Raw genomic sequence first — 17913 nt, forward strand, 5'->3', positions numbered from 1 at the left:
GCTCTCTCGCTGGAAGGTCATAGGATCTGCCGATGGCCTCAATCGTGATCGTCGATGGTCTGGATCTGGCGTCCGTTCGGGTGTTCCTGTCCGTCGTCGAGTTGGGCAGCGTCTCCAAGGCAGCCCGACGCAGCGGAATGGCACAGCCGTCGGCGACGGCGCGACTGCAGAAACTCGAACGCCAGCTCGGTGTGGCGCTGCTCGACAGGGGCCCGAGCGGTTCCACGGTGACACCTGCGGGCGTACGCGTGGCAGCGGCGTGTGCCGCGCTGCTCGAGGCGGCGGAGTCGTTGGTCGACCGGGCCGACTCACTGCGTGACGAACAGCGTCACCTCCCGCTCGCCGGGACCCGTCATGCGATCGAGCACTTCCTCCCGCGCTGGGTGGCGGCCACGTCGCTCGACGAGGTCCGTCTCCACGTGACCGACACCGACACCCTGCAGGTCACGCAGGCAGTGCGCTCCGGAGACGCCGAACTCGGACTCGCCGACGGACCGTACGCACCGATCGGGTTGCGATCCGAGATCCTCGCCACCGAGCAGTTGGTTGTCGTCGTCGGCTCCTCGCACCGGTGGGCAGATCAGAGCCGCAGCGTGACCGTGCACGAACTGAATGCGGAGACGCTCGTGTTGCCCCGACGGGGATCGGGCACGCGCGACGTCGTTGAGGCGGCGTTGGCCGGACACGAATCGGGGGTCGTGGGCGAGCACGTCGAGGTCGACTCGCTCGCCTGCGCCAGGATCGCTGCAATCAACGGGGAGGGCGTCGCGTTCGTGCCCCGATGCCGGGTGCGACAGGATCTCGAGCGGGGGCTGCTGTCGGAGGTGTCGGTGAGAGGTCTCACGTTGACCCAGCCGGTGCGAGTCGTGTGGCGTGGCACCCGGCCGTCGTCCGTGGCGGCGAGACGACTGCTCGACGCCATGCGCTCCGCGCCGGCGTGACGGTCGAGGGGGTCGCCGACGTCACGGCTCCGACGCCGCCGCGTCGTGACATGATCGGCGGGTGTCGACCGCCGCGCCCGCAATCGAACTGCTCCCTCACCCGGCGGGCGGTCGCACGTTCACGATGACGACGAAGGTGCGCCTCGGCGACGTCGACGGGAACGGACGGTTGCGCCTCGACGGGACGGCACGGTTCCTGCAGGACGCGGCGACCGACGATGCGTCGGACGCCGGACTGGACCGCCGCTTCGGTTGGCTCGTCCGCAGGACCAAGGTCGTCACGGCTCGACCGGCGTCGCTCGGCGAGGTCGTCGAGGTCACGACCTGGTGCACGGGCATCGGGCGGGCGTGGGCAGAACGACGATCGCAGATCGTGGGGGATCGTGGCGCCCTCGTCGACGCCGTCGCGCTGTGGGTGCAGGTCGACGTCGCCACCGGGCGACCCGCTCGCGTCGCCGAGGACTTCTCCGCGGCCTATGCCGAGGCGGCTGCCGGCCGCTCGGTGTCGGCGCGGTTGTCGATCGACCCGCCGACGTCGTCCGACCGGTCGCCGCTGTGGTCGCCTCGCCGCACCGACATCGATCCGTTCGGACACGTCAACAACGCTGCCACCTGGTCCTTCGTGGAGGAGTACGTGGACCTCGGCGAGCGTCGGGGCACGGCCGAGCTCGAATACCTCGCGCCGATCCGTCACGGCGAGGCCCACGGCGTCCTGATCCGGCGAGACGAGTTCGTCACCGCAGCGCTGGTCGCCGAGAGCGGTGGAGTCGTGGCTGCGGCGAGATGGAGCCCGGCGTCGTGACGGCGCTCAGCGCAGCGTGATGCCGGCGTTGCCCTTCGCATCGGCGACGCGCCCGACGGCCGCCGCCGTGTGGCCGGTCTCAGCCAGTTCGGCCAGGACGTCCTCGGTCCGATCCGGATCGACTCCGAAGATCAGGCCGCCCGAGGTCTGAGCGTCGGCGAACAGGAGACGATCCACGTCGTCGCGGTCGCCGGCATCGAGGAGGTCGGCACCCCATTCCAGGTTGCGTCGGCTCCCGCCGGGCATGATCCCTCCGCGTGCGTGCTCGCGGGAACCGGGGAGGAAAGGGACGGCCGCGAAGTCGACGTGGCAGCGGACGGACGACTCGAACGACATCCGACCGAGATGGCCGAGCAACCCGAATCCGGTCACGTCGGTGCAGCCGGTCGCTCCCGCTGCGACGGCGACCCGGGAGGCGATGTCGTTCAGCCGGGTCATCGAGTCGATCGCTGCGACCGCTTCGGCGTCGGATGCGACGTCGGCCTTGATCGCTGTCGTGAGGACGCCGACACCGAGGGGCTTGGTGAGCACGAGATCCTGGCCGGGACGCAGCCCGGCATTCGTGAGGATCCGGTCGGGATGGACCTCTCCGGTGACCGCCATGCCGTACTTCGGTTCCGGATCGTCGATGGTGTGGCCTCCTGCGATGACGAATCCGGCCGCCGTGGCGATGTCCTGCCCACCTGCGAGCAGTTCGCCGAGCAACTCGATCGGCAACTCGTCCTTGTTCCAGCCCACGAGGTTCAGTGCGAACAGCGGGCGCCCGCCCATGGCATAGATGTCGGACACGCTGTTCGCCGCCGCGACGCGACCCCAGGTGCGGGCATCGTCGACGACGGGGGTGATGAAGTCGGCCGTGGAGACCAGCGCTCGGTCCGCGTCGATCTGCCACACGGCGGCGTCGTCGCCGGTGTCGGGCCCCACGAGCAGTTCGGGAGGATGTTCGGATGTCAGATGTCGCACCACGTGCGCCAGCTCGCCGGGGGCGAGCTTGCAGCCTCAACCAGCTCCGTGACTGAACTGGGTGAGACGGATGCGGTCTCGCTCACTCATGGCGGCGACCCTATCCGTGCTCCCGAGGCCGACCGAGCCTCCAACTCACCGGATCTGCCAGGCGTGTCGCGGTGTGTCGGAACGTGTTGCGGTCGGGGCGACCGATGCGTGCGGAAATCGTCGTCGGACCACCGTGACACTGCTGGCCGAGGGTGCTCCTTCGGTACTCTGTTCGACGTGGCATCGACAGAAACTCACACCACCGGGGGAGCCGGCGCCGATTTCGGTGCGAACTCCTGGCTCGTCGAAGAGATGTACGAGAAGTTCGTACGCGACCCGGGATCCGTGGGTGAGCAGTGGCAGGAGTTCTTCGCCGACTACAAGACCTCGGCGCCGTCGATCGCCGCAGCCGCAGCCGCATCGCCGGCCGTCCGCGCCGTCGAGGCCGCCCACCGACCGTCGTCGTCGAACGACACGGCCGAGTTGCTGCGTCCCGACGCAGCCACCGCCGGCGCAGCATCGGCGTCGGCACCCGAGCCCCCCGCAGCGACACCGGCCGCCGCCACCGTGCCCGACGAGCCCGTCGAGGAGCCCGGCAAGCCGATTCGCGGTGCCGGTGCGGCGATCGTGCGGAACATGGAGGCCAGCCTCGAGGTCCCCACGGCGACCAGTTTCCGTAACGTCCCCGCCAAGCTGCTCGAGGTCAACCGCAAGGTGATCAACGGCTTCCGTTCCCGCTCGGGGCAGGGCAAGATCAGCTTCACCCACCTCATCGGTTGGGCCGTGGTGCGGGCGATCGCCGACGCCGTCCCGAACATGAAGAACGGCTATCTCGAGGGAGAGGACGGCAAGCCGCGCCTCGTCGAGCACGACCACGTGAACATGGCGCTGGCCGTCGACGTGGAGAAGAAGGACGGCAGTCGCACGCTGCTCACCCCGATCATCCGCGACGCCGACACACTCGACTTCGCCGGGTTCCTCGCCTCGTACGACGAACTGATCCGCAAGGTCAAGAGCAACAAGCTGACCGTCGAGGACTTCATGGGCGCCAACGTGTCGCTCACCAACCCCGGCACGATCGGCACCGTTCAGTCGGTCCCGCGTCTGATGCCCGGGCAGGGCCTCATCGTGGGCGTCGGCTCGATCGACTTCCCGGCCGAGTTCGAGGGAGCGGATCGTGCTTCGCTGGCCGACATGGGCCTGTCGAAGACCGTCACGATCACCTCCACCTACGACCACCGCATCATCCAGGGCGCCGAATCGGGCCTGTTCCTGAAGCACGTCAAGGAGTTGCTGCTCGGCGAGCACGAGTTCTACGACGACATCTTCCACAGCCTCGACCTGCCGTACGAGGCCGTCAAGTGGCGCCCCGACATCAACCCGCGTGACCGCGAAGAGGCCATGATGCGCAAGCAGATGGCCGTGGCCAAGCTGATCCGCGTGCACCGGGTGCGCGGCCACCGCATCGCCGACCTCGATCCGCTGCGATGGATCGAACCGCACACGCCCGTCGAACTCGATCCGGCCACCTACGGCCTCACGATCTGGGACCTCGACCGCGAGTTCCTCACCGACGGTGTGGGCGGCTCCGACAAGATGAAGCTCGGCGACCTGCTTGGCGTTCTGCGCGACGCCTACTGCCGCACGATCGGCGTCGAGTACATGCACATCCAGAGCACCGACGAACAACGCTGGGTGCAGGAGCGCGTCGAGACCAAGCGGGTCGAGTTCGGGATCGACGACAAGCGGCGGATCCTCGAGCGGGTCAACGCCGCCGAGTCGTTCGAGAAGTTCCTCGCGACGAAGTACGTCGGAACGAAGCGTTTCGGCATCGAAGGCGCCGAGTCTGCCATTCCGATCCTCGACGTGATCCTCAACAACGCCGCCGACGCAGGGCTGGACTCCGCCATTCTCGGAATGGCCCACCGCGGTCGCCTCAACGTGCTGTCCAACATCATGGGCAAGAGCTACGAAGCGATCTTCAGTGAGTTCGAAGGTCACCTCGACCCCACGTCGGTCCAGGGTTCGGGCGACGTCAAGTACCACCTCGGCACCAAGGGCAAGTACGTCAGCCGGTCCGGTGCGGACATCGCCATCGAGCTCGCCGCCAACCCGAGCCACCTCGAAACGGTCGACCCGATCGTCATGGGAATCGTGCGCGCCAAGCAGGACCAGATCGACCCGCCCGGCTCGTTCCCCGTCCTCCCGCTCCTGATCCACGGCGACGCCGCGTTCGCCGGCCAGGGTGTGGTGGCCGAGTGTCTCGCCATGAGCGACACCGGCGGATACCGCATCGGCGGCACCATCCATCTGATCATCAACAACCAGATCGGGTTCACCACCGCTCCTGGCAACGCTCGTTCGTCGCCGTACTGCTCCGACGTGGCCAAGACCATCCAGGCCCCGATCTTCCACGTGAACGGTGACGACCCCGAGGCCTGTGTGCGCGTGGCGCAGCTCGCGTGGGACTACCGCCAGGCGTTCAACAAGGACGTCGTGATCGACATGGTGTGCTATCGCCGTCACGGTCACAACGAAGGTGACGACCCCAGCTACACGCAGCCGCTGATGTACAAGGCGATCGCCGAGAAGCGCAGTGTCCGCAAGCTCTACGTCGAGTCACTCGTCAAGCGCGGCGACATCACGATCGAGGAAGCGGAGCACGCTCTGACCGACTTCCACGACAAGCTGCAGGTCGCGCTCGACGAAACCCGCAGCCAGGCCCCCGTCGTGGGCAAGGCGCCGCGTCCGCCCGCACCGGTGGGCGTGCTCCCGCACATCCCGACCGGCGTCGACCGAGCGGTGCTGGAATCGGTGTTCGCGCAGCTCACCGACTACCCGGAGGGTTTCACCATCCACCCGAAGCTCGCGAAGCAGTTCGAGACGCGCCAGAAGATGTTCGAATCCGGCGAGATCGACTGGGCGCTCGGCGAGGCCCTCGCGATCGGATCACTCGTGATGGAGGGCCGCTCCGTCCGCATCGCCGGCGAGGACGTGCGTCGCGGCACGTTCAGCCACCGTCACGCCGCCCTCATCGACTACGAGAACGGCGACGCCTTCGTGCCACTCGACAGCCTCGACGGCGCCGAGGCGCGGTTCTGGGTGTTCGACTCGCTGCTCTCGGAGTACGCCGCTCTCGGATTCGAGTACGGCTACAGCCACGCCAACCGCGACGCGCTCGTCGTGTGGGAGGCACAGTTCGGTGACTTCATCAACGGTGCCCAGATCATCATCGACCAGTACATCGTGGCCGCCGAGGACAAGTGGGGCCAGCAGAACGGCGTCGTGCTGCTGCTGCCGCACGGTTACGAAGGCCAGGGCCCCGAGCACAGCTCCGCTCGCATCGAGCGGTTCCTCACGCTCGCGGCCGAGGACAACATGCAGGTCGTCAACACGACCACGGCGTCGAACTTCTTCCACCTCCTGCGTCGTCAGGTGCACCAGGAACGTCAGACCCCGCTGATCGTGTTCTCACCGAAGCAGGGGCTGCGGATGAAGCAGACCCGCTCGCCGATCGAGGAGCTCACGACCGGTTCGTTCCAGGAGGTGCTCGACGATCCCGGCGACATCGACCCGCAGTCGATCACCCGCATCGTCTTCTGCTCCGGCAAGGTCGCCTGGGACGCCATCGCAGCGCGAGACGAGCGCGACGAGCCCGTGGCCGTCGTTCGGATCGAGCAGCTCTATCCGCTCCCCACCGACCAGATGCTCGACATCTTGAAGAAGTACCCGAACGCCAAGGAACTCCGTTGGCTGCAGGAGGAGCCGGCGAACATGGGCGCCTGGAACTTCATCGAGCACCACGTCTGGCGGATCAAGGAGGAGGGATACGACCTGCGCCACGTAGCTCGCGTCGAATCGGGCAGCCCTGCCACGGGTTCGAAGATCATCCACGACCAGGAACTCGCACAGCTCATGGACGAGCTGTTCGCTCCGACCGAGGACTGAGGCGGAGGCCGGCTCGCCGGCCACGACGTGTTCACGTCTGAGCGAGTTCGGGTCCGGCCGAGTTCGCGTCGGCGCGAGCGACGTCAGCGAAGCGGAATGCCGAGAACCTGCCCGAGATCGTCGATCGCCTGTTCCGCGCCGCCGACCTTGATGGTGGTCATCCCCATCGCCTTGGCCGGCTTGAGGTTGATGCCGAGGTCGTCGAGGAACACGCACTCCGTGGGCTGGACACCCACGAGTTCGCAGGCGATCTCGTAGAAGCGTGGTTCGGGCTTGCGCACGCCGACCTTGCTGGACTCCACCACGTGGTCGAACCTGTCCATCACCGCGGCGACATCGGGGCGCTTGTGTGCGGCGGTGTCGTCGGAGACGACGTTGTTCGTGAGACACGCGGTCGCGTAGCCGGCTGCGATCACCCGGTCGAGGGCCGTGACCATCTCCGACCTCACATCACCCGACAGCAGTGCCAGGACGTCGTTGCCGGGCACGCGATGACCGAGCGCATCGGACTCGCCGGCAAACAGGTCGTCGAACTCGGCCGGTGTGATGTCGTTCCGTTCGAGCCTCGCCCATGCGTTGTCGTCGGGGTTCGAGGTGTTGACCGAACGGATGAAGTCGTTCGGCAGCGAGTTGGCCTGCTCGTAGCGGTTGAACGCCTCGAACGGACTCGACAGGATCACCCCGCCGAAGTCCCACAGCACGGCTCGGATCCCGGTGTCGCTCATCGTGTCGAGCTTACGATTCGGAGTCCACCGGCGGAGCATCTGTGTGTCGCGCGTCGTCACCGCTTACCATCGAGGGGAGCGACCGGCCCGTGCACGTGCAGGACCGGTCCCGGAGACCCGAGCGTTCTGCTGGGTCCCGCAACCAGTACAAGGAAGTGAACACTCGAGATGAGTAACCGCAAGGGGCCAGCCCACGTCGTGGTCGACGGCTCCAACATCGCCACCGAAGGCCGCTCGATGCCGAGCCTGGCGCAGTTGAGTGAAGCCGTGTCGAGCTTCATGGACGAGTACCCCGACACCGCCATCACCGTCGTGGTCGATGCGACGTTCGGCCACAGGATCGACAAGAAGGAGGTGCCCGAGTTCGAAGCGGGCATCTCGAACAACGAACTGGTGGCCCCGCCGGCCGGGGCGGTCGGCCGGGGCGACGCATTCGTGCTCGGGATCGCCCACAAGGTGGGTGCGTCGATCCTGTCCAACGACTCGTTCCAGGAGTTCCACGGCGAGTACACCTGGTTGTTCGACGAAGGCCGCCTGATCGGTGGCAAGCCCGTCCCTCACATCGGCTGGGTGTGGGTCGATCGGGTACCGGTGCGCGGACCCATCAGTCGCAAGGCCACCCGGGGCAGTAGCGGGGGTGGCAACTCCGGTCGCCGCGGCTCCGGGCGCGGCCGTCGCAGCAATCAGGACGACGAGTCCATGGTGCGCACGGGGAGCAAGGAGGCGTCGGCGCCGATGCCGAAGCCGAAGACCCCGCCGCCCGGACGATCCACGGCGTCGCCCGCCGCCGAGAGCACGCCGGCGGAGACGAAGACGCAGACCGCGCCGCCCAAGAAGGCGCCACGCGGCGGCGACCCCGTCAACGATCTGATGCCGTTCCTCGACTTCGTCGAACAGCACCCGATCGGAACGAGCGTCAACGGCACCGTCGACGCCTACTCGTCACACGGCGCGTACATCACCATTGCCGACACCGGAGTGCGCGGATACATCCCACTGCGGCTGATGGCCGACCCGATGCCGCGCAGCGCCAAGAGCATCATGAAGCAGGGTGAATCGGTCACCGTCGTCGTGGTGAGCTTCGCGCCCGCTCGACGAAGCATCGACTGTGCGATCCCCGACATGGCCGACGAAGCGATCGCCGCAGCTGCCGCCGAGCAGGACGACGCCGACACGGCAGGTGACTCGACGACCGAGAAGCCCGTGTCGAAGCGGTCGACGCGCAAGAAGTCGGCGACTCGGAAGGACGTGGGCGACACGCCCCAGCGCTCGTCGACCGGAGCGAAGAGGGGCCCGAACGAGACGGCGGTGTCGAAGAAGGCCTCGTCGAAGAAGGCGGTCGCGAAGAAGGCGGTGGCCAAGAAGGCGGTGGCCAAGAAAGCGGTCGCCAAGAAGGCGGTGGCCAAGAAAGCGGCTGCGAAGAAGGTGGTCGCGAAGCAGGCGGTCGCGAAGCAGGCCGTGGCGAAGAAAGCGGCTGCGAAGAAGGTCGTCGCGACCGACAGCGCGGCGACCGAGACGCCCGCTGGGAAGGCGGTGCCCAAGAAGGCGGTGGCGGTGAAGGCCGCGACGAAGAAGACGGCCGCGGCGAAGAAGGCCGTGGCGAAGAAGACGGCGGTGGCGAAGAAGGTCGTGGCGAAGAAGGCGCCGGCCAGGAAGTCGGCGGCGAAGAAGGCGACGGGCAACTGATGCGGGTCGTCACCTGGAACATCAACTCGCTCCGCGCCCGCCAGGAGCGCGTCGAGGCGTGGCTCGAGGAGGTCCAGCCCGACGTGCTGCTCCTGCAGGAGACCAAGCTCGCCGACGACGCGTTCCCGACGCTGGCATTCGAAGCGCTCGGGTACTCGTGTGCCCACCACGGTCAAGGTCAGTGGAACGGTGTGGCGATCCTGTCGAAGGTGGGCCTCGACGACGTGGCGTGCAACTTCGCGGGAGACGGCGACCCCGACCCGGACGCGCGTATCATCACTGCGACGTGCGGTGGCGTCCGGGTGAGCAGCGTGTACGTCCCGAACGGCCGGTCCCTCGACGACGACCACTACACCTACAAGCTGTGGTGGCTGGGTCGCCTTCTCGAGCACCTCGAGGCCGACACGTCACCAGACCAGGCCGTGATCGTGGGTGGAGACTTCAACATCGCACCCGACGACCGCGACGTGCATGACCCGAAGGCGCTCGTGGGCGCGACTCACGTCAGTCAGCCCGAACGAGACCGACTCGCCGAACTCGAAGCGTGGGGACTCACCGATGTGTTCCGCCGGTTCCACGACGGTGACCGGATGTATTCGTGGTGGGACTACCGAGGTGGCGACTTCCACCAGGGACGTGGAATGCGGATCGACCTGCTGATGTGCTCGCCGTCGGTCGCCGAGCGGGCGGCCTGGGTCGTCGTGGACCGCAACGCTCGCAAGGGAAAGCAACCGAGCGATCACGCCCCGGTGATCGTGGATCTGGTCGACGCGTGATTCCGGTGGCGACGGAACCCGCTGGTACGTTCGTCGCGTGAGTGGCAACGTGATCGAACGGAAGGCGACCGGCTCCCGGGTGGCGAGGGCGCTGCTGCGGCTGATGGGCGGGTGGAAGATCGAGACGACGGACATGCCGCCGGCTCGCAGCGTGGTGTTGGCGGTCCCGCACACGACGAACATGGACGGTGTCCTCCTCGTGCTGCTCACCCGGTCGGTCGGGCTCGACTCGAACTGGATGGTCAAGGACGTGTGGCTGAAGCCGCCGATCGGTTGGCTGCTGCGACGGGTCGGTGCGATCCCGGTGAATCGTCGCAAGGCGACCGGGATGGTGGGCCAGATGGTCGAACGGTTCGATCGCGACGAACCGTTCCAACTGCTCGTGCCTCCGGAGGGAACCCGCAGTCTGACCGAGGTCTGGAAATCGGGCTTCTACCGGATCGCCGTCGACGCAGGCGTGCCCGTCACTCCCAGCTACCTCGACTACCGACGGCGCCGAGGTGGATTCCTCGCTCCGATCGCGATGACGGGCGACGTGCACACCGACATGGCCGCGATTCGTGCCGCATACCCGGAGGCGAAGCAGATGGCCAAGCACCCCGACAAGTTCGGCCCGATCGCGCTGAGCGCCGAGTCCGACTGAAGCCCTCGCGAGCTGTCGGGCGCGGTCCGGTGCCTCTCAGACGGGGACGGGGTCGAGTCGGCTGACGTCGTCGGACGTCGCATGCTCTCCCTCGTCGGCGCCGGGAGAGCCGTCGACGGCGACTCGACCGGCGTTGCGGAGCGCGGCCAGCGCGACGAGATAGAGCACCAGGCCGATCAGCACCGTCCGGTCGAAGCCGAACGACATCGATGCCACGGTGGTCAGCGACGACCCGATCACGGAGAAGAAGCCGTTGACGGCCCAGCACCATGCGACGAACCGACCGCGCTGGTTCTCGTCGCTCTCGGCGGTGAGATGCGATGCCCGGTCGATGCCCGCCGGGAGGAACACGCCAAGGGCCATTCCGACCGGGAAGAGCATCAACACGACGAGTGCGATGCGGAGCGGCTCGCTCCACGCCAGCGCGATGTCGGTGATCGGATCACTGACGGCGAGGTAGAGCAACGTCACCAGGAACAGGACGCCCACCGCCGCAGGAAGCCCGACGGAGGGATTGGCACCGATGCGGCCGGAGAAGCGTGCGCCGAGGGCGGTGGCCAACAGCAGCGTGAAGAGCGACACCGACAGCGACAGCGTCGGGTAGCCGAGCAGCAGCGAGAACCGTTGGATCATCGAGATCTCGATGAACATGAAGCCCAGCCCGATCGACGCGAAGTAGGCGAACATCCGGCCTCGGCCCGCGACGGCCTCGCCGAGTTCGGCGCCGGAGCGACGGCGTCGCGTCAGCAGGAACGGCATCCACAGGAACAGCGCCGCCACGAAGACGGCAACCGAGATCAGGACGAGGAGCAGGCGCTCACCGATGGCGATCTCGGTGTCCTCGTACGAGCGACTCCAGTCGCCCACGACGTCCTCGAACCCACTGAAGTGCCAGAAGAACGGCCGGTTGTCGTCGATCGAGGAGATGTCGTAGTCGTACGCGTCCACGATCTCGTCGACCTGGGCGGGCGAGCCGGTGATGATGTCCGTGGTGATGCCGGCGCCCGGCAGTGACCCGTCGGGGAGGTGCAGGGTCTCGGTGGTCGGGATCCGCGTGACCGATTCGACGATCCGGTCCGATGCGTCGTCTTCGGGAGGATTCTTGAACAGCAGCATGGTCGACGCACGGTCGAGGTCGCTGTCGCCTCGGTTGACGAGCAGAGCGGTCTGTGAGGCGAAGTCGACCTGGCGGCCGTCGAGTGCGTCGCGCGCCGTCACGAGGTAGCGGGCGGTGCGGGTGGGTCGCGAGTCGAAGGCGAAGTCACCGAACTGGGTGACGACCATGCCGTCGGGAGTGAGGTGGTCGTACGCCTCGGCGATCATCTCCTCGGTGTACAGGTAGCTCTCCGACAGGACGAAGGCGCCCGACGTGGCCGCGTTGGAGGCGGCGTAGGAGTCGGGTGCCACGAACCAGACCATGTCGTACTGATTGTCGGTGCGGGCGAGGAACGTGCGCCCGTCGCCCTGGATGTAGTCGACGTCGTCACGGTTGGCGATGTTGCCCGAGAAGTCGGCGAACTCGTTCTCGAGTAGATCGACCGTGACCGGGTTGAGTTCGACGGCGTCGACGTGTCCGACGCCGTAGGTGAGAGCAGCCTGGATCTCGTTTCCGCCGGCTGCACCGATGATGAGGATCCGGTCGGGCTCGCGGCCCAGGGCGGCGAAGGGGATCTGGCGCGTGTCGTCGTCGAAGCGGGCCGACGTCTCCCGGGTGCCGTCCCACTTCCAGATCGAGGAGCCCCACAGGCCGTCGTGGTGCAGCACGAACAACTCGCCCTCGTCGGAGGGCACCTGAACGGCGTCGACGCGGAACACCGCCCCCCAGTCGCCCGCAGCCACTGCGTCGCCGTCCTTGAGGGTCTTGGTGTCGTCGGCCCGGACGTCGAAGGTGCCGGCAGCCACGGTGGCCACGAGAGCGACCAGGGCGACTCCGATGTGGCGACTGGTCCAGGCCGATCGGGTCCGGACCGTGATCGCGAGTCCGAGCGCGACGAGCACGGCGTTCGCCGTCAGGATCATCGCCGGTGGGCCGATCGTCAGTTGGAGAGGCACGGCGGTGAGGCAACCGAGCGCCGCACCGAAGAGGTCCCAGAAGTAGAGGCGTCGGACCTCGCGGGCCTCGGCGACGATCAACTTCGCGAGGATCAGCCCGACGCCGAAGAACACGGCGGTCAGGGAGATGGAGATCACCAGCAGACGGGCGAGTTGTTCGAGGGCGTCGCCCTTGCTGCCGATCCAGATCTGGTTCGTGTCCGTGCCGATGCGGGCCACCACGACGTAGGCGATGGCGCCGCACAGACCCGCGACGGGTGCTGCCCTGCGGACCAGTTGCAGCGTGTCCATGCTGCGCAGACGGGAGGACAACGCGATCGCGGAACTGGCGGCGCCGAGGCCGAGCAGTGCCAGACCGATCACGAAGTAGGTGTAGTAGTAGAAGATCTTGAACGAGATGACGCGGGTGTAGGCGATCTCCAGGCTGAGCCCGACGAAACCGACGACGAACGCCGACGCGAGCCGCAGGTTCAGGTGTCGTGAAATCGCACCCGGGCGCGCCACATCAGCAGATTCAGTCGAGTCAGCCATCGGTGCGAGACTCTACTCGCCGACGATGTCACGGACGGGTGTGCGGGCGGCCCGACGCACCCGGCACGCCGAGGCGATCGCTCACCAGCGGTTCGCGACCACGCCCACCCGGTCGTACTGGTCGCCGAGGACGACACCGAGCTTGCGCTGCTCGCCGTCGGCGAGCGTGATGCCGGGACGTCCGTGAGCCCAGCGGTAGTTGCAGATCACGCCGACGTCCCCCGCTCGCCAGTCGAGCGGCATCCCGAAGTCGTCGTAGAGATCGATCCACTGCTGGATCTCGTCGGCGGAGAACTCGCTGTCGTCGCCGAAGGTCATGTGCAGCGGGCGCTGATCGTGGGGCAGGTGTTGGACGAGCGGCCACGTGTCGAACCACATCCCGTGGTCGGCGAGGCTGCTGTACAGGAGGTTGCGGTCGAGGCCGGGGAAGTACTCGAACGCCGCGCAGTAGTAGCGGGTCTCGAGCAACCGGTCCGGCCCCCAACTCACGGCGAGTCGCTGCTCACGGGCCTTGGATGCGGCTTCGTCGGGATCGTCGGTCTGGAACGACTGTTGCCAGTGGTTGTAGACGCCGAACTCGGTCCTTCCGAGGAAGGCGTCGCGGTCGGTCAGGTTCCGGTGGTAGCAGACGCCCAGTTCCTTCAACTTGCGGCCGAAGTCGGTGGACAGGAGTCGGTCGGTGGCCGCCACCGAGTCGGACACGAAGGTGGCGCTGCGGCTCGCGCCTCTCGTGGCCGAGGGGTCGCCCGACGCCGGCGGCAGGACGTCCTTGGCGAGGAAGCCGATCACGCGGGTGCTCCGCCCCACGTAGGCCATCTCGTGGTGGTAGTGCAGCCAGGCGCTGAGCGGCGCGCCGATCTCGTACACGTTCGCCTCGATGTTGCCCCGCGGGTTCGCTCCGCCCTCGTACGACATCTCGGCGTCGATCACGAGTTTCGCGACCGATCGCATGTCGGCGAGTTCGCCGAGCCCGGTGTTGGTGACGTGGACGAGGCCGACACGGTCGAACGTGGCACGCATCGCCACGCCCAGATCCGAATCGTGCGACAGGTCGCCGAGGTCGAAGTGGCCGGCGTCGAGCGTGAACGCATCGACGGCGATCGGACGCGTCCCGTTCCACCACCGTGGTTCGACGACGTGGTCGAGCGGTGCGAGGTCGGAGTATTCGACGATGGCCACGTGCAACCGTCCGATCACGGAGTCCGGCGATCGAGCACATTCCCGATCGATGTGATCGGACAACGTACCGGGTGGGGACCTCACGAATCCGGCCGTGAGGTCAGCCCGAGTTGCGGATCCCGGTGGCGATCGCGTTGATCGTCAACTGGATCCCGCGTTGCACGAGTTCGCTCTCCGGGTCGGCACCGGGATCGGAACCATCGCGTTCGGCGCGGTATCGACGCAACAGATCCACCTGCATCACGTGGAGTGGGTCGAGGTAGGGGTACCGGTTGCGCAGGCTGCGAGCGAGCAACGGGTTGTCGCTGAGCGGATCAGGTGACCCCGTGATCCGCTCGTGCCACCGGCGGGTGAGCGTGTGCTCGTGCTCGATCCGGGCGAAGATCTCCGAGCGTGCCGTCTCGTCGGTCACCAGTGCGTCGGCGTAGCGCCGGCCGATCTCGATGTCGGCCTTGGCGAGCACCATGCCCATGTTGTCGATGATCGTTCGGAAGAACGGCCAGTCGCCGTACATCTCCCGGAGCAGATCGCCCGCAGCCTCACCTCCCTCGTCGTGCGTGCCGGCGAACGACTCGAACGCGGACCCGGCTCCGAACCACGCGGGGATCATCAGGCGGCACTGGGTCCACCCGAACACCCACGGGATCGCTCGGAGGTCTTCGATCGCCTCGGACTTCTTGCGCGAGGCGGGTCGGCTCCCGACGTTGAGCGTTGCGATCTCGTTCGTGGGGGTGATCTCCCGGAAGAAGGTGACGAAACGGTCGTCGCCGTACACCAACGACCGGTACGAGTCGAACGCCGTGCCGGCGAGCGTCGCCATGATCTCGCGGTGCCGGTCGCTGCCGGCGTCGTCGCCGTCGACGGCCGTGCAGGACGCGCGGATCGTTGCAGCGACCAACGTCTCGAGGTTGCGGCGCGCCAGGGCGGGTCGCGCGTACTTCGCAGCGACCATCTCTCCCTGCTCGGTGACCCGGATCGCCCGATCGACCGACCCGGGCGGCTGAGCGAGGACGGCCTGGTATGCCGGCCCGCCGCCACGACCCACCGTGCCTCCGCGGCCGTGGAACAGCCGCAGACGGACGCCTGCATCGGCGGCCACGTCGACCAGCGCGGCCTGAGCCGCGAAGAGGTTCCACTGCGACGACAGGTAGCCGCCGTCCTTGTTCGAGTCGGAGTATCCGATCATCACCTCCTGGACGTCGCTGCGCGAGGCGATCAGTTCGCCGTAGACCGGATGTGCAAGCAGTGCGGCGAGGGTGTCGGCAGACCCGGCGAGGTCTCCGATGGTCTCGAAGAGCGGAACGATGTCGAGGTCGCAACGGGCGGGGGACCGGGAGGTGGCGGTGCGTAGCAGCCCGACCTCCTTGAGCAGCACGGCCACCTCAAGCACGTCGCTCACCGCGTTCGCCATGGAGATCACGTAGTGCGGCACGGCGCGCCGACCGAGTTGGCGGACAGCCGTGGCAGCTGCGTGGAGCACGTCGAGTTCGCCCACGGTCGTGTCGGTGTACTCCGCGGTCGGATGCCGCAGGAGACGTGGGGAGGAGAGTTCGTCGGTGAGCACCGCCACACGCGCCGCCTCGTCGAGATCGAGGTATCGGGTCGTGACCCCTGCACCGGCCAGCAGGTCGCTGACCACCAGTTCGTGCACCGCGGAGTTCTGGCGCATGTCGAGTCCGCAGAGGTGGGCGCCGAAGACGGCGAGTGCCCGGCGCACGGGCTCGACCGACACCTCGGCGAGGTCGGACGCACCGTGCGACCGCAACGAGGTGGCGACCACGTCGAGCTCGGCGACGAGCTCGTCGAGTGACGTGTAGGCGGGCAACTCGATCCGCGGGACCGGACCACCGATCTCGTCGACCTCGCGACCCAGGACGACCTCGGCGAATGCGTACAACCGTGCGTACATGCCGCGCAGCGCTCGGCGGTACGGCTCGTCGGCCCGGAATGGCGAGTCGTCTCCCGACGCATCGGCGAGGGCCAGCAGTTCCGCCGTCGGCGTGATCAGGCGGACCGACATCGACAACTCGATCGACAGTCGCCGCAGCTCGTCGAGGTGATGCCCGAGCGCCACCTGGGCCTGCCGACCGATCGCGAGTCGCATCACGTCGGCGGTGACGAACGGGTTCCCGTCGCGGTCACCGCCGATCCACGAACCCATGCTGATCGAGCGTGACGTGTCGATGGTGTCGGCGCCGAACCGGTCGAGGGCGAACCGCTCGAGATCGGCGGCGAGCCGAGGGATGGTCTCGAAGAGGCTGACGTCGTAGTACCGCAGCGCCTCGTTGATCTCGTCGCTGACCCGGAGCTTGGACAGGCGCAGGATCGCCGTCTGCCACAGCGTGAGGATCTTCGCGTCGAGTTCGCGGACGACCTCGTCACGCCGACGATCGCGCCCACCGAGGCGATCGTGGCGATCGAGCAACTCGGACACGTCGCCGAGCACGTCGAGGATCGTCTTGCGACGGACCTCGGTCGGGTGGGCGGTGATGACGGGACTGACCATCAGGTCGGCGAGGACGCTGCGGATTCGTTCGGCGGGGACACCGCCGGCCTCGAGGCGGTCGAACGTCGCCTCCAGGCTGCCCGGCTGGGCCACACTGCCGACGCTCAGGTGGTGTCGTCGACGGCGCTCGACGTGCAGGTCCTCTGCGGTGTTGGCGAGCAGCGAGAGCCAGTCGAACGCCCGGATGACGTGGATCACCTGGTCGACCGGTTGCGACCCGAGCACGGCCTCCAGGTCGTTCACGGAACTCGAGCCGTTGCGTCGACCATCGACAGCGATCCGCCGGACCGACTCGACGAGTTCGAAGGTCGCGTCCCCGGCCTGATCCCGTACGACGTCACCGAGCAGACGGCCGAGGAGGCGGATGTCGTCGCCGAGTGCTTCGTACCCCGAGGTCGCAGTCAGCTCGTCCCCGACGAGGGGCTGGTCGTGTTCGGCGGTCGTCGTCACGTCAGCCAGTCAACACCATCCGTCGCTGCGCCCGCATGAACATCGTGTGGCGACGCCGTGCCGCGCACCCCGTCGCGGCGGGGAGGGCGGCCCCGTCTCGACACGGCCGGGTCAGCGCGGCAGCGTCAACTCGAAGGTGGTGCCGCCGTAGCCGAACTCGAGGTCACGACCCTCGATGGTCACGACCGTGACGTCGGTCGGGATCTCGATGCCCGATTGCGACCGGGTGAAGGGCTGCTCGGCTGCGTGGTCGTGGGTGAGGATCCGTTCGCCGTAGACGGTGCCGTCGGGGCCGACGACGCGCCAGGCGTCGGCGTATCGCTCGGGCGTGTCGTACGGCGACGACAGGGTTGCCGACACCGTCCACGTATCGCCGGTGGCCTCCGCGGTGGCGTCGACGACGTCGGGGAACATCTGCTCGCCGTCGGTCGCCGGATCGTCGTCCACGCTCGACGATTCGGCGTCGCCGACCACCCCCGTCACGTCCGTTCCATCGGCTTGCTCGACGGGGTCGGCCGGAATCGGATCCGATGGATCGTCGGAACCGCTGCAGCCGACCAGCGCCAGACCGGCGACCAGCAGGACGCTCGCGGAACTGCGATGCTTCACGATCCGCACGGTATCGGAGCGCCGAGTTCGCAACCGGTCGGGTGGGCTCGGCGGGGGTCGAAGCCGGTCCGA

12 protein-coding genes are annotated in these 17913 nt (G+C 67.6%); 6 read left to right on the forward strand and 6 right to left on the reverse strand.

The annotated features are described in order from the left end of the window. Positions 1 to 32 precede the first annotated feature (32 nt). Together ABJK40_RS18225 and ABJK40_RS18230 are read left to right on the forward strand one after the other, a co-directional pair. Positions 33 to 941 carry a LysR family transcriptional regulator gene (locus ABJK40_RS18225; protein ID WP_348479338.1) on the forward strand — a complete coding sequence of 303 codons (909 nt, stop codon included), beginning with the start codon at positions 33 to 35 and terminating at the stop codon, positions 939 to 941. A gap of 61 nt (positions 942 to 1002) precedes the next feature. Next, positions 1003 to 1743 carry an acyl-ACP thioesterase domain-containing protein gene (locus ABJK40_RS18230; RefSeq protein ID WP_348479337.1) on the forward strand — a complete coding sequence of 247 codons (741 nt, stop codon included), beginning with the start codon at positions 1003 to 1005 and terminating at the stop codon, positions 1741 to 1743. Between the two features lie 6 nt (positions 1744 to 1749). Here the strand turns inward: ABJK40_RS18230 and selD are convergent, their stop codons facing one another. Then, the gene (gene selD / locus ABJK40_RS18235) at positions 1750 to 2796 is read right to left on the reverse strand and encodes a selenide, water dikinase SelD (RefSeq protein ID WP_348479336.1); all 1047 of its coding nucleotides are present in this window, start codon (positions 2794 to 2796) and stop codon (positions 1750 to 1752) included. Positions 2797 to 2973: 177 nt separating this feature from the next. Here selD and ABJK40_RS18240 point away from each other — a divergent pair, with 177 nt between their 5' ends. After that, positions 2974 to 6684: a multifunctional oxoglutarate decarboxylase/oxoglutarate dehydrogenase thiamine pyrophosphate-binding subunit/dihydrolipoyllysine-residue succinyltransferase subunit gene (locus tag ABJK40_RS18240; protein ID WP_348479335.1), complete on the forward strand. Its 3711-nt coding sequence runs from the start codon at positions 2974 to 2976 to the stop codon at positions 6682 to 6684. A gap of 83 nt (positions 6685 to 6767) precedes the next feature. Here the strand turns inward: ABJK40_RS18240 and ABJK40_RS18245 are convergent, their stop codons facing one another. After that, positions 6768 to 7409, reverse strand: coding sequence for an HAD-IA family hydrolase (locus tag ABJK40_RS18245; RefSeq protein ID WP_348479334.1), 642 nt, complete (start codon positions 7407 to 7409; stop codon positions 6768 to 6770). A gap of 168 nt (positions 7410 to 7577) precedes the next feature. On the opposite strand from ABJK40_RS18245, the gene ABJK40_RS18250 reads away from it, so the two are divergent. The 3 genes from ABJK40_RS18250 to ABJK40_RS18260 are packed head-to-tail and all read left to right on the forward strand — an operon-like array spanning position 7578 to position 10514. Continuing rightward, the gene (locus ABJK40_RS18250; protein ID WP_348510366.1) at positions 7578 to 9095 is read left to right on the forward strand and encodes a histone H1-like repetitive region-containing protein; all 1518 of its coding nucleotides are present in this window, start codon (positions 7578 to 7580) and stop codon (positions 9093 to 9095) included. Next, a complete protein-coding gene (locus tag ABJK40_RS18255; RefSeq protein WP_348479332.1) occupies positions 9095 to 9871 on the forward strand; it encodes an exodeoxyribonuclease III in 777 nt (258 codons plus the stop codon). The genes ABJK40_RS18250 and ABJK40_RS18255 overlap by 1 nt, the downstream gene beginning before the upstream one ends. Positions 9872 to 9908: 37 nt before the next feature. After that, positions 9909 to 10514 carry a 1-acyl-sn-glycerol-3-phosphate acyltransferase gene (locus tag ABJK40_RS18260; RefSeq protein WP_348479331.1) on the forward strand — a complete coding sequence of 202 codons (606 nt, stop codon included), beginning with the start codon at positions 9909 to 9911 and terminating at the stop codon, positions 10512 to 10514. A 36-nt stretch (positions 10515 to 10550) separates the two neighbouring features. Here the strand turns inward: ABJK40_RS18260 and ABJK40_RS18265 are convergent, their stop codons facing one another. The 4 genes from ABJK40_RS18265 to ABJK40_RS18280 form a co-directional block, all read right to left on the reverse strand. Continuing rightward, positions 10551 to 13097 carry a hypothetical protein gene (locus ABJK40_RS18265; RefSeq protein ID WP_348479330.1) on the reverse strand — a complete coding sequence of 849 codons (2547 nt, stop codon included), beginning with the start codon at positions 13095 to 13097 and terminating at the stop codon, positions 10551 to 10553. A gap of 81 nt (positions 13098 to 13178) precedes the next feature. Beyond that, positions 13179 to 14276, reverse strand: coding sequence for a TauD/TfdA family dioxygenase (locus tag ABJK40_RS18270; RefSeq protein ID WP_348479329.1), 1098 nt, complete (start codon positions 14274 to 14276; stop codon positions 13179 to 13181). A gap of 100 nt (positions 14277 to 14376) precedes the next feature. Beyond that, entirely contained in the window at positions 14377 to 17232 is a 2856-nt protein-coding gene (ppc, locus tag ABJK40_RS18275; protein ID WP_348479328.1) for a phosphoenolpyruvate carboxylase, read from the reverse strand. Between the two features lie 111 nt (positions 17233 to 17343). Then, positions 17344 to 17841: a hypothetical protein gene (locus tag ABJK40_RS18280; protein ID WP_348479327.1), complete on the reverse strand. Its 498-nt coding sequence runs from the start codon at positions 17839 to 17841 to the stop codon at positions 17344 to 17346. Between the last annotated feature and the right edge of the window lie 72 nt (positions 17842 to 17913).

It is taken from the genome of Ilumatobacter sp. (assembly GCF_039969435.1).
In the GTDB taxonomy this organism is placed as follows: domain Bacteria; phylum Actinomycetota; class Acidimicrobiia; order Acidimicrobiales; family Ilumatobacteraceae; genus Ilumatobacter_A.

Coding starts and splice junctions, on each gene's coding strand:
- ABJK40_RS18255 (WP_348479332.1), top strand. CDS start 9,095: ATGCGGGTCGTCACCTGGAACATCAACTCGCTCCGCGCCCGCCAGGAG.
- ABJK40_RS18245 (WP_348479334.1), bottom strand. CDS start 7,409: ATGAGCGACACCGGGATCCGAGCCGTGCTGTGGGACTTCGGCGGGGTG.
- ABJK40_RS18225 (WP_348479338.1), top strand. CDS start 33: ATGGCCTCAATCGTGATCGTCGATGGTCTGGATCTGGCGTCCGTTCGG.
- ABJK40_RS18265 (WP_348479330.1), bottom strand. CDS start 13,097: ATGGCTGACTCGACTGAATCTGCTGATGTGGCGCGCCCGGGTGCGATT.
- ABJK40_RS18250 (WP_348510366.1), top strand. CDS start 7,578: ATGAGTAACCGCAAGGGGCCAGCCCACGTCGTGGTCGACGGCTCCAAC.